This is a genomic window from Flavobacterium sp., from assembly GCF_013822155.1.
GTDB lineage: Bacteria > Bacteroidota > Bacteroidia > Flavobacteriales > Flavobacteriaceae > Flavobacterium.
This window is the reverse complement of the sequence record NZ_PNJW01000075.1, coordinates 1-12,517: the sequence shown is the minus strand read 5'-3', so window position 1 is coordinate 12,517 and position 12,517 is coordinate 1. Positions and strand designations below refer to the sequence as shown.

Below are 12,517 nucleotides of genomic sequence, written 5' to 3'. Positions count from 1 at the left end.
GCCAGGAGCTGTTATAAAAGTGAACGGTAGGTATATGGTTATTGCAACTGCCGATGGTAATTTTAAATTTGATGGAAAAGACTTTATCAGTATTTCTACCAAAGCACCAATATACCAATGTATGATGGGCAAGAAAAAAGGAGACAGCTGTAGTTTTAATAACAACGATTTTAAAATTGAAGAAATATACTAATTATGAAAGCAATATACAACGGAGAAATAATTGCCGAAAGCAATGATACAATTGTGATTGAAGGAAATCACTATTTTCCACCAAGTAGTTTTAAAAAAGATTTTTTCAAGCAAAGCAGCACACATTCTACCTGTCCGTGGAAAGGTTTGGCATCTTATTACACCATTAAAGTAAATGGAATGACCAATACTGACGCAGCCTGGTTTTATCCAAATCCTTCTGATAAAGCTACGGAAATAAAAGATCATGTCGCTTTTTGGAAAGGAATTGAAATAACGGAATAAATTTCTATTAATTAAAAAAGATGAAAAATAGATTTATTGAAATCAGAAAAAAATCTGAAGATCTGTGCAGGCCTTTACTCATTGAAGATTATTCGTTGCAACCTTCAGAATTTGTTTCGCCACCAAAATGGCATTTAGCACACACCAACTGGTTTTGGGAAGAATTTATATTGAAAAAGTATTTGAAAGGCTACACGGTTTATAATCCTGATTTTTCATATCTGTTTAACAGTTATTACAATACTATTGGTGAAAGAGTTTTGAGACCCGATAGAGGATCAATGACCAGGCCATCCGTTGAAGAAGTCTACAAGTATCGAAAACATGTTAATAGTGCTATGGGAACTTTACTTTCTATTAAATTTGATGAGAAGCTTTTAGAGCTAGTCGAAATTGGCATTAATCACGAACAGCAACATCAAGAGCTTTTTATATATGACATAAAATATATTCTTGGCAATCAGCCCACTTTCCCAGTGTATGGTAATTCTTATGGCTTCATTGAACAAAATCTAGAAAGTGAATTTATTAAGATCCCAGAAGGTATTTATACGGTTGGTCATCAGGCAGAAGGTTTTAGTTTTGACAATGAACTAGGCGCACATAAAGTTTATCTGAATGATTTTGAAATTTGTAATCAATTAGTAACCAATGCTGAATTTATAGCGTTCATCGAAAATGGAGGCTATACCAATTTTAATTTTTGGCATGATGAAGGTTGGCATTGGATAAATAACAATAAGATTGAAACCCCTTTATATTGGCATAAGATTGATGGCGAATGGTTTAAATATGACTTGGATGGATTGCAAAAAGTAAATTTGTCAGCGCCCGTAAACCACATAAGCTTCTATGAAGCTTATGCTTTTGCAGAATATAAAGCAATGCGATTGCCGACAGAATTTGAGTGGGAAATTGCTTCCGACCACTTCAGTTGGGGACAACTTTGGGAATGGACAAACAGTGCCTATTTACCTTACCCTAATTTCAATAAAGCTCCAGGTGCCATTGGCGAATACAATGGGAAATTTATGATTAATACTATGGTTTTAAGAGGAGCATCAGTTGCTACACCTATAAACCATAGCAGAAAAACATATAGAAATTTTTTCCATCCCAATATGCGTTGGCAATATTGCGGTATCAGGTTGGTAAAAAAACAGAATGCATTTAGTATCAATAATTTATAAACAAATGAAAAAAATAAAATTACTTATAAAAAACAAAAAAGGAGAAGCCTTAGCTGCTCATTTATTAACACCAATAGATGGTCAAATTAATAGCATCGCAATTTTTGCACATTGCTTTACCTGTTCGTCCAGCCTGGCTGTGGTTAGAAACATTTCATCAGAACTAATCAATCAAGGAATAAGTGTATTAAATTTTGATTTTACAGGACTTGGGCAAAGTGATGGAGATTTTAGCGAAACTACTTTTTCTCATAATGTTTCCGATATCATAGCTGTCAACGCATTTCTAACTGAAAATTATATTGCACCCACTATATTAATCGGGCATTCTCTTGGTGGCGCAGCAGTGATTATTGCTGCAAACTTACTATCAAATATCCAGGCGGTGGTTTCCATTGCTGCGCCATCTTACGTAAAACACGTAACCAAACATTTCGAAGGTTTAGCAGATACTATTAATAAAAATGGAGAAGCCGTTATATCAATTGGAGGAAGACCTTTTAAAATAAAAAAACAATTTATTGATGACTTAGAGGCCCACAATTTAGAAGATGAGGTAAAGTTGTTGCGCAAGCCATTATTGATATTGCATTCTCCTCAAGATTTAATCGTTGGCATTGAAAACGCCGCATCTTTATATCACCAGGCAATGCACCCAAAAAGTTTCATTAGTCTTGATGGTGCTGACCATTTGATTACCAATAAAAAAGATGCCTTTTACGTAGCCGAAGTTATTTCAAGTTGGGTAAAACGATATGTTGAAATAAAAAAAGAAGAAAAAGAGGTTAAAGACACAGAAGGAGAACAAGTTTTGGTCTATCACGAGACCATTGTACCATTTACCAACCATATTTATACTAAAACGCATCACATCTATGGTGATGAACCTGCTGAATTTGGGGGAGATGATTTAGGATTGTCACCTTATGAATTGCTAAATGCGGCGATTGGTTCCTGTACCGTATTAACTTTAAAATTGTATGCTCAAAGAAAGCAGTGGGATTTAAAAGAAGTTTTCGTGTACTTAAGTTATTCTAGAAAACATGCAGCCGAGTTAAAATTGGAAATTGAAGAAATGGGACAATTGGATCACATTTCTAAAAAAATTAAACTTATAGGCAACCTCACAGAAGAGCAAAAGAATAAATTAAAAGAAATTGCTTCAAAATGTCCCGTGCATAAAACGGTAGCTAACAAAGTATACTTTGAAACACAACTCATTTAATGAAATAAATAAATTAGTGTTTGCGCAGATGGCGGACTTGGCGCTGTTGTACTGTTAGGGAATTAATATTAGAAAATAATAATGCTAGAACAATTTAAAAAAGAAGTGATTGAAGGGTTAAGCAAAATAGCGCAAAAAACACTGCCTTCAAAATACTTTTATGATAAAAAAGGAGATGAGTTATTTGTAAAAATAACGCGTCTCCCGGAATATTATCTTACGCGTGCAGAAATGGAAACATTTCAAGAAAAAACCAGCGATATTATTGCTGCATTGCATCTCGATCAAGGTAAAAAATACAGTATAGTTGAGCTTGGAGCGGGAGATGGAACTAAAACTATACATTTATTAAGAGCGCTGATAAACAGAAATTATGATTTTGAATATTTACCTGTTGATATTTCTAAGGATGCCCTGGATGGAATTAAAACTTTTTTAAATGCTGAACTTCCAACATTGGTTGTGAAACCTAACCATAATGATTATTTCAAAGCATTGGAAAACTTAAAGCAAGATGGAACAATTAAGATTATCCTTTTTTTAGGATCAAATATTGGAAACCTAATCGATGAACAAGCAACCGAATTTATTTACCAACTTGGTTCCAGTTTAGCTAAAGGAGATAAAATTATTCTAGGCGTTGATCTAAAAAAAGCTAAAGAAATTATCCTACCAGCGTACAATGATAATCAAGGTATTACCGCTGAATTTAATTTAAATTTATTAGATAGAATAAATAAGGAATTAAGTTCAAATTTTATTAGAGCAAATTTTATTCACGCTCCGTTTTATGACGAAGAAGTAGGGATTGCCAAAAGTTATATTAAAAGTTTAGTCAAACAATCAGTAACATTAGAGGAGCATCAATTTAATTTTGAAAAAGACGAATTGATTCATACAGAGGTTTCAAGAAAATATGATGATCAGGTTGTGAAACAAATTTTGTCTAAGACAGATATTACCTGGGAGCATAAAATCACCGATAAAAATAATCTTTTTGCTGATTATATTTTACAAAGAAATTAAAAAAGCACAAACTATGGCAAACGCCCATTTTATGATTCTTCATGATGATCTCATCTCATCATTGTGTTTTTAATATTCTCCCAGAACGCTGGCCCTTATTGTAGGGTTCCATTATGTGTTCCATTTTTTTTGGGGGGGGGTATAGGCTCATCGGAAAAAATCTCTGATTTGAAAAGTATTGTTTACTAAGTTTTGTGTCCCACACAGAGAAAAAGATCTTGGCAACTTCTCTATATCAACATTCTGTGCAAACTTCATTATACCTGAATTAATAAGATGCGCATATTTACAATGAGTCACGATCGTAGTGGCAATTAGAAATATCTACGTAAGGAATCACACAGTCTTACGACTAAATTGGGGAATTGTTAGAAATTTTGTAACGAATACTTTATTAGGATTATCCCGTCTAAAGAATAACTTAAAATAAATTGTAAGGAATTATTTACTATTCATACTAACCCAATAAAGACGAAGAGATTAGCATTAAGCATTGTCTTTTAGCAAAAACTCAAACAATCAACAGAAATTAACAACTATTAAAGAAGATTATTATGAAACTGATTAGCAACAACACTGAACTTGAACAACTTATCGCTGGTGACAAGCCGGTAGTCCTTGACTTTTATGCAGATTGGTGCGCACAATGCCAAGCATTATTGCCTGTCTTAGAAGAAGCTAATAACCATTATGATGAAAACGTTGCGATAGCAAAAATCAATGTGGACAACAATCCAGAAATAGCAAAAAAGTTTAACGTTAGAGGTATTCCGGCTGTGTTCCTACTGAAGAATGGCACTGTGGTAGATCAATTTAAAGGTGTTCAAAGCAAGACTGAAATCAACAAAAGGATTGATCAGCTGATTGCAGCAGAGGCGGAAACTTCAAACTAATAGTGATGTCTGAGAGCCGTGATGGTTCATACGGTTATGGTTCGCATAGAAGCTCGATGCAATGTATAAGGCGCGACTTAGAGACAGTGTTCCCGACGGTACTGAGCTGAGTGATCTGCACTACTGCATGAACGGCGAGGTGCTGATTAAAGAATTAAAAGAATAAGATGAATAATTGGAAAGTACCCGTGTAGTTTTGTTTCAGAAATATCTGGTCTTCTTGACCATGTACGGACTGTAGTTAAAGTCAGATTAAAGAACTGGTTGGCTGAAAACCGGAGAGAATGCCAGGAATAAAATTATTCAGTTCTTACTGCTTAAAATAGTTACAACTTAAATCCTAATACGATGAAAAATATAGAGTTTAAAAACACCCATCCTGACCACAAATTGTCTCTATTTCAAAAGCTGGCCAACAAAATTGCAGATGCTTCTGGGTATAAGTCCGAATTAAAAACCGATGAGAGCCTTTCTCAAATTCTCCGTCTGCGAGTGGCTCAGCGAATTGTTTATTGTTTACTAGAAAAGCAGAAGTAAGACTAGCTATGCCAATAAATTGGATAGCTTTAGCTGTTATCAATTAACTTTACTGCACTTTATGAAAAATTTAAGTTCTAAGCTATTCAAAACTACATTCGTAGATACATTTCCGGGTGATGACAGCGGTAGTACGCTCCCAAGGCAAACTCTTGGAGTTTTATACAGCAAGGCATTACCTACACCAGTAGCTAAACCCCAACTTATAGCCTGGTCCGCGGAGCTGGCAGACAGTTTGGGCATCGCCGAACCTAACCCCCAGGACATACAAATTCTAGGCGGCAACCTTGTTACCCCGACCATGTACCCCTATGCAGCATGCTACGGCGGCCACCAATTTGGCAACTGGGCCGGGCAGCTTGGTGACGGCCGGGCAATCACTTTAGGCGAATGGGAGATCCCACAGGGAAATACTTGGGAGTTGCAGTTGAAAGGCGCCGGTCCCACTGCATATTCTCGCAGGGCAGACGGCAGGGCAGTTTTACGCTCATCGGTACGGGAATACCTGATGAGTGAGGCGATGCATTACCTGGGTGTCCCTACTACGCGGGCATTGGCGCTAATTACCACGGGCGACAAGGTGGCTCGTGATATGTTTTACGATGGGCGTGCTGCTGATGAGCCTGGCGCCATTGTGATGCGAGCAGCACCAAGCTTTTTACGTTTTGGCAACTTTGAAATGCTTGCCTCCAGGAACGAGATTGACAACCTCACTCAACTGGTGGACTGGACGATTGAGCACTTTTATCCGCATATTGAAGGCGAGGACAAGGTACTGCGCTGGTTTGGCGAAGTTGTTGAACGTACAGCTACCATGATAGTGGAGTGGCTAAGGGTAGGCTTTGTACATGGGGTTATGAACACTGATAATATGTCTGTACTTGGTTTAACAATTGATTATGGGCCATATTCTTTTCTTGACAACTACGATCCGGACTTTACGCCTAATACGACCGACTTGCCAGGCAAACGATATGCGTTCGGACAGCAGGCCAATATAGCTTACTGGAACCTCAGCCGCTTAGCTAACGCATTGGTGCCGTTGATTTCAGACGCTGACAAATTAGAGCGCCAGCTGAAGACCTATGAGGAGGTTTATTGGCGTAAGTATTACGCCATGATGGCAAATAAGCTGGGGTTAGATGGTATAAAAGATGACGACGACATAGCGCTTGTCGCCAAATTTGAGAACGTATTGACAGCCATCCAGCCAGATATGACAATATTTTATCAGTTACTTATTGATTTGCCAACAGATATAGCTACAGAGAAAGACATGCTTAATTACTTTTTTAGCAGCCTGTATGCTAAACCTGAACAAGCAGATGCCACCCAACTTTATACGCTTTTGAAGAGTTACCAGGCTCGTTTAAGTGCTAACACCTGCACAAGGGAGGAAAGCTTACTGCGGATGCGCAAAGCCAATCCAAGGTTTATTCTAAGGAATTACTTGCTGCACATGGCTATTGAAGAATTGCAGAAAGGAGAAAACCAACTTTTTTTAAAACTACAGCAGGCCCTTAAAGATCCATATTCGTCAAGTCACAATGAGTTCTTTGAAATGCGCCCCGCCTGGGCGACCGAGCAGGCTGGCTGCTCTATGTTGTCATGCAGCTCATAAATCTCGGTTAAGTCCACTCTTTTAAATGAAGTTGAAACAATACATAAAGTACATCAGTGTAACCAATCAGCAAATTTATTGTAAGGAATCGAAGCCTCATCAGACTAAGCTACAAAGTCAATTCCTCGAATTGAAATTTATAGAATAGTAACATTCATTCATATATTATGAGCAAGTTTAATAAAGAAATTTGGTTAGCATCAGGGTTACGAACTCCTTTTGTAAAAGAAAACAAAGAGTTGAAAGATGTTTCGGCTATAGATTTGTCAGTCGCAGTTGTAAACAATATGACGCGAAATGAACAGGCAAGTCCAAATTATTTGGCTTGGGGAACCGTTATTCCAAATCTTACCTACAGCAATATTGCAAGAGATATTGTGTTAGAGTCTGATATAGCTGACCAAACCATAGCGTTTACCACTACCATGGCTTGTAGCAGTAGCATATTATCAACTATTCAGCTTGCATCCATACTAACTGATGATGAGACTGGTATTTCAGGTGGAGTTGAGAGTTTTTCTAACGTACAATTAGGCCTTTCAATTAAAACTTCAAAATGGCTTAAAATGCTTCCAAAGCTAAATGGCGTAGTTGACAAAATAAAGTGGGCAGCAAATATATTTAAATTCAAGCTCTATACTCCGCCTGGTGTTAACAGGGTTACAGGAAAAAGCATGGGGCAGCATGCCGAAATAACAGCGCAACGTCTGGGGATTGCCCGTAAAGCTCAGGATGAGTTAGCCCTGATCAGTCACGAAAATTATTTTAAAGCCAAAGCTGAAGGATTTTATGATGATTTAATTTTTTCCGCATTTAATGTAGTTGAAGACTTAATACCAAGAAAGGATACCTCATTAGAAAAGCTTTCAAGACTTAAACCAGTATTCGATCGAGAACCTGGCAAAGGCTCGATAACCGCAGGTAATTCAAGTTTGTTTACTGATGGTGCAGCAGGAGTTTGGGTAGTTGGGAAAAATAGAATAAATGAATTTAATACCCCTTACAAAGCAAAATTGACAGATTGGGAAATGGCGGCAGTGAATATTGAAGAAGAGGGCATTCTGATGTCGCCTACATTTGCCATTGCAAGATTATTGGAAAGAAACAATCTTACTTATAACGACATAGATATTTGGGAAATTCATGAAGCGTTTGCGGCTCAGGTGCTTTCGACAATAAGTAAGCTTGAAAGTTCTACTCATCTGCAGAGAATGGGAATTAAATCAGAATTAGGCAAATTCCCAATGGAGAAGCTTAATTTAAAAGGGAGCAGCATATCAATAGGTCATCCATTTGGTGCAACCGGAGCAAGAATTTTAAGCCAAACCCTAAAGCAACTACACTTTGCCGGAAAAAATAAAAAGGCATTAATTAGTGTCTGTGCAGATGGTGGTTTAGGAGTTGTTATGATGCTTGAAACATAGAGTTGCTAGGTGATGATATATAACAGCCAAATAGAAATCATAAGCGGATTATCTAAAACTCAGTTTAAAAGTTTCTGCTCTACATTCTTTCACCTACTGGGACTTACGAATATAAATGCAGTTTTAATTAGGGAAAACGGCGTAATAACTGGCAAAGGAACTATTAACTTAGGAATTGTAATGTCTTATCATTTTGTTTTTTTTGGGAAACAACATGTTGGAGCTGTTCCTGATAATATAATTCAAGAGATTCGTGAGATTATGGATAAGGAGACTGACAAAGGTTTAGTGTTAACCACTGGTTATTTTACCCGCGAAGCTAAAAGGCAAGCAAAAATTAAAGGGAAGCCTCCAATTGATTTAATAGATAGAAGTAATTTAATCGAAAGGTTGAAAAAATATAACTTAAGAATTTCAATCGATACCGGAGAAGTTTTTCTGACTGATAAAGAAAAGAAACCTTAATCAGATTAGACCAGACATTTGAATAAAGTTATTTTCTAGCTTTTTCTTCGTCTTTGTTGTCAATCTTTCTATCTGCATCCTCGTTACTCATTTTTCTGAAAATAGAGTGTAAGGAACTACACATTATTCATACTAAGCCAATAAAGGCGAAAAGCTTAGAAGAAGCATTGTCTCTTCAGAAATCGAAACAATCCATTAACAACAATTAAATACAGATTTATTATGAAAACGATTAACAACAAAACAGAATTTGATCAAATTATCGCAGGTGACAAACCGGTAGTCCTGGACTTTTATGCAGACTGGTGCGGACCATGCAGAGCGTTATTACCAGTCATAGAAGCTGCAGGCAACGACTATGCTGATGACATTGTGGTGGCAAAGATTAATGTGGACCTAAATCCAGACTTAGCAGCACAGTTTAGCGTTAGAAGTATTCCAGCTGTATTCCTGATGAAGAATGGTGCTGTGGTAGATCAATTCACAGGTGTTCAAACTAGAGCTGAAATAAACAAAAGGATAGATCAATTGATTTCCTCGAACATAGAAGAAGTCAGTAATTAACTGTAATGAATACTCGGGCAGTAAGAATGCAGTAGGAGTAAATCGGCGCTAAATCTTAATAAATTTTAGCGCTGATTATAAAGTATCCTCATTGGCAGACTGTCCAGCATAAAATTACTTATTTAAAAGGAAAGGTGAGCAGCAATGAAAAATAAGATTATAACATTGGGGGGTGGGTGTTTCTGGTGTACAGAAGCCATTTTCACAGATACCAAAGGAGTACTAGGAGTTAAAAGCGGATTTAGTGGCGGATTTATTAAAAACCCTCCCTATAGGGAAGTCCGTACCGGAAGGACGGGACATGCAGAAGTAATTCAGATAAGTTATCATCCAGAACAAATTAGTTTGCAGGAACTTTTGATAATTCACCTGATGACACATGATCCTACCACCTTGAATCAACAGGGTGCAGACAAGGGTGATCAATACCGCAGTGTTATTTTCTATGGGGATGATGATGAGAAAATAGTGGCTGAAAAAGTGATTAAAAATTTGCGGAATTCCTATTCAGAGCCCATAATTACTGAGCTGAAGCTGTTTGCTGTATTTTACGAGGCAGAAGAGGCTCATCAAAAATATTATGAGGAGAATCCGGAAGCTTATTATTGTCAAATGGTCATCTCGCCAAAATTAGCCAAATATCGGGCAAACCGCGCTGACTATCCATCGGATCTCTGACGGTGAGATTATTATGTGATGGTTTTCCTTCTCATTTTATAACTGAAAAAAATTGTAAGGTTCAGATAATTTTTACGACTAATTTAGAAAATGCTGTTATAACTAAAGTAATGTGACAGCCCGTACATCATTTTTAATACTAAATAAAATTAAAATGGATAAGGTAACGGCAGAAATTTATCAACAGAATCCTGACAGATATACACTGGTGTCAGGTCATCAGGAACGAGCTCCAAAGTGTTCTTTTGGAAACATGCAGCAATGGGTAGGATATGATAAAGCAGAGGAAAAGTATATCAGGTTCACCAAATCAGTTTTCAAACAACTTGTTAAACAAAAAGAAGATGAAACAGAATAAATATAGAAACACAGCAAAAATCTTGTTGGCTGCAGCGCTCGTAATAGTATCATTTACAAGCTGTGGCAATAGTACGGGCACTCAATCTTTGAAAGAAAAAGCAATCACCAGGGAAAATGTAATTAATAACGACAGCACGAGCGTCATCTTTTTTGCCGGCGGATGCTTTTGGGGAACCGAACATTTTTTCAAACAAGTAGACGGAGTTACGGCTACTGAAGTGGGTTTTGCCAATGGTCATGGTGAAAATCCGACTTATGACTATGTGATTCGCAAAGAGACTGGCTATGCGGAAACAGTAAAGGTAACATACAATCCCAAAAAAGTTGATTTGAACCTTCTGGTGGATTTGTATTTTCTCACAATTGACCCCACCAGCCTGGACAAACAGGGAAATGATATTGGCGATCAGTATCGCACAGGTATTTATTATACATCAGATCAGCAGCTGCCATCCATAAAGGAAAGGATAAAAGCAGAGACCGCTAAACATCAGACACCTATTGTGGTAGAGGTGACCCCGTTAAAAATTTATTATAAAGCGGAAGCCTACCATCAGGACTACCTTGAAAATAATCCTGGCGGATATTGCCACATCAATCCTACACTCTTCAAAGTAGCAAAGGATGCCAATAAAAAAAATAATCAATAATAGTTGCCTAACATAAAAACTGAAATTATGCTTAACTGGAACAATGTGCTTGCGTTTGCCGAAAATGGTAATCCTGCACCTGATAAAAGGGTTGAAAAAACTGAAAACGAATGGAAAGCGCTTCTTACCGCTGACCAATTCTATGTAACGCGTAAACATGGTACTGAACGGTCCCACAGTCATGATCTGTGCAGAAGCTGGGACGCAGGGATTTATTCCTGCGTATGCTGCCATACTCTGCTATTCGATTCCACTGAAAAATTTGAATCTGGAACTGGCTGGCCAAGTTTTACACAACCCATTAAAGAAAATAATGTAAAGTACATCAAAGATATTACATTTGGTACGGTTCGCATAGAAGCTCAATGCAATGTGTGTGATGCGCACTTAGGACATGTATTTCCTGACGGACCTGCCCCGAGTGGTCTTCGCTACTGCATGAACGGCGAGGCGCTGGTTAAAGAAAAAAAGAAATAGAGAAGTAATTAATAACTGTCCGGGTAGTTTTGTTTTCAGAAAGATCTGAACTTCATAGCTTTTTGCAGACTGTAGTTACCGTCACAATAAAGAACTGAATGAGTTAAAACTGGAAAAATACCAGAATTAAATTTGTTCAGTTCTTACTGTTTAAAAATAGTTTGACTTAAATTCAAATATGATGAATGATGTAAAGTTTAAAAACACCCGTTTTGATCCCGAATTGTCTCCATTTCATAAACTGGCCGATAAACTGGCAGATGCTTTTGGATACAAGTACAAATTGAAAACCGATTAGAGTCTTGCTCAACTTCTCCGTCTGGGAGTGGCCCAGTAAAATGAATGTGCATATTGTGTAAATTTACACGCTCGTATTGCCCGGGAAGTTGGTATTACATATGCCAAAGCAGACAACATATCATCTTGGTGAAACAGCTTATTGTTTACCGAAAAAGAAAGAGTTGCGCTGGCCTATTGTGATGTATTAACAATTGGTACTCACAAAAATTTCCAGCAATACCACGATGCGATGTGTGACTATTTTTCTGAAACGGAAATCGATGAAATCGATGCTATTATTGTAAACATGAATGTTTGGACACGTTTGAAATTGGCGCAAGGCCAAACGGCTTATTTAGTATAAAAGAAACAAGATGGAAAATATAGGTTTAGGAACAGCAGCCATAGGCCGTCCAATCTACATAAACGTTCGACATGAAAAACCGCGAGTGGATTTATCTCTGCCGGAGTTCAAAGAAAATGGTATCAGAATATTGGATGATGCTTATGATAAAGGTGTTCGGTTTTTCGATGCTTCACCCGGTTATGGTTTGGCCGAATCACTCTTAATAGAATGGCTACTAAAAAATAATGATCCAGATATTATTGTCGCTACTAAATGGGGGTTTAGCTATGCAGCCGATTTTGATA

At 37.4% G+C, this 12,517-nt stretch carries 16 protein-coding genes and 1 pseudogene; all 17 read left to right on the top strand.

Annotated features, from left to right (window positions below; translation table 11 throughout):
* Nucleotides 1-193: pseudogene (locus C0512_RS13655) on the top strand (hypothetical protein); the annotation flags it as partial.
* 2 nt (nucleotides 194-195) lie between these two features.
* Nucleotides 196-477, top strand: coding sequence for a DUF427 domain-containing protein (locus C0512_RS13650; protein ID WP_290862495.1), 282 nt, complete (start codon nucleotides 196-198; stop codon nucleotides 475-477).
* Nucleotides 478-497: 20 nt separating this feature from the next.
* Nucleotides 498-1,667, top strand: a complete 1,170-nt coding sequence (gene egtB, locus C0512_RS13645) for an ergothioneine biosynthesis protein EgtB (protein ID WP_290862493.1) — start codon at nucleotides 498-500, stop codon at nucleotides 1,665-1,667.
* A 4-nt stretch (nucleotides 1,668-1,671) separates the two neighbouring features.
* Complete coding sequence (locus C0512_RS13640) at nucleotides 1,672-2,892, top strand: bifunctional alpha/beta hydrolase/OsmC family protein (protein WP_290862491.1); 1,221 nt, start codon at nucleotides 1,672-1,674, stop codon at nucleotides 2,890-2,892.
* Nucleotides 2,893-2,973: 81 nt separating this feature from the next.
* Nucleotides 2,974-3,918, top strand: coding sequence for an L-histidine N(alpha)-methyltransferase (locus C0512_RS13635; protein ID WP_290862489.1), 945 nt, complete (start codon nucleotides 2,974-2,976; stop codon nucleotides 3,916-3,918).
* Between the two features lie 554 nt (nucleotides 3,919-4,472).
* A complete protein-coding gene (gene trxA, locus C0512_RS13630; protein ID WP_290862487.1) occupies nucleotides 4,473-4,811 on the top strand; it encodes a thioredoxin in 339 nt (112 codons plus the stop codon).
* Nucleotides 4,812-5,159: 348 nt separating this feature from the next.
* On the top strand, nucleotides 5,160-5,348 hold the full coding sequence (locus tag C0512_RS13625; protein ID WP_290862485.1) for a hypothetical protein: 189 nt from the start codon (nucleotides 5,160-5,162) through the stop codon (nucleotides 5,346-5,348).
* A 61-nt stretch (nucleotides 5,349-5,409) separates the two neighbouring features.
* Nucleotides 5,410-6,969, top strand: coding sequence for a YdiU family protein (locus C0512_RS13620; protein ID WP_290862483.1), 1,560 nt, complete (start codon nucleotides 5,410-5,412; stop codon nucleotides 6,967-6,969).
* A gap of 167 nt (nucleotides 6,970-7,136) precedes the next feature.
* Nucleotides 7,137-8,393, top strand: coding sequence for an acetyl-CoA C-acyltransferase (locus C0512_RS13615; protein WP_290862481.1), 1,257 nt, complete (start codon nucleotides 7,137-7,139; stop codon nucleotides 8,391-8,393).
* A gap of 12 nt (nucleotides 8,394-8,405) precedes the next feature.
* Entirely contained in the window at nucleotides 8,406-8,858 is a 453-nt protein-coding gene (locus tag C0512_RS13610; protein WP_290862479.1) for a restriction endonuclease, read from the top strand.
* Nucleotides 8,859-9,080: 222 nt separating this feature from the next.
* Entirely contained in the window at nucleotides 9,081-9,422 is a 342-nt protein-coding gene (gene trxA / locus C0512_RS13605; RefSeq protein ID WP_290862478.1) for a thioredoxin, read from the top strand.
* Nucleotides 9,423-9,566: 144 nt separating this feature from the next.
* Nucleotides 9,567-10,100: a peptide-methionine (S)-S-oxide reductase MsrA gene (gene msrA / locus C0512_RS13600; RefSeq protein WP_290862476.1), complete on the top strand. Its 534-nt coding sequence runs from the start codon at nucleotides 9,567-9,569 to the stop codon at nucleotides 10,098-10,100.
* A 154-nt stretch (nucleotides 10,101-10,254) separates the two neighbouring features.
* A complete protein-coding gene (locus C0512_RS13595) occupies nucleotides 10,255-10,458 on the top strand; it encodes a hypothetical protein (RefSeq protein ID WP_290862474.1) in 204 nt (67 codons plus the stop codon).
* Nucleotides 10,445-11,110: a peptide-methionine (S)-S-oxide reductase MsrA gene (gene msrA, locus C0512_RS13590; RefSeq protein WP_290862472.1), complete on the top strand. Its 666-nt coding sequence runs from the start codon at nucleotides 10,445-10,447 to the stop codon at nucleotides 11,108-11,110. The genes C0512_RS13595 and msrA (C0512_RS13590) overlap by 14 nt, the downstream gene beginning before the upstream one ends.
* A 27-nt stretch (nucleotides 11,111-11,137) precedes the next feature.
* Nucleotides 11,138-11,587, top strand: coding sequence for a peptide-methionine (R)-S-oxide reductase MsrB (gene msrB / locus C0512_RS13585; RefSeq protein ID WP_290862470.1), 450 nt, complete (start codon nucleotides 11,138-11,140; stop codon nucleotides 11,585-11,587).
* Nucleotides 11,588-12,026: 439 nt separating this feature from the next.
* Nucleotides 12,027-12,230, top strand: a complete 204-nt coding sequence (locus C0512_RS13580; protein ID WP_290862468.1) for a hypothetical protein — start codon at nucleotides 12,027-12,029, stop codon at nucleotides 12,228-12,230.
* Between the two features lie 10 nt (nucleotides 12,231-12,240).
* Nucleotides 12,241-12,517: aldo/keto reductase (locus tag C0512_RS13575; RefSeq protein ID WP_290862466.1), on the top strand; the 277-nt coding region annotated here is incomplete at its 3' end.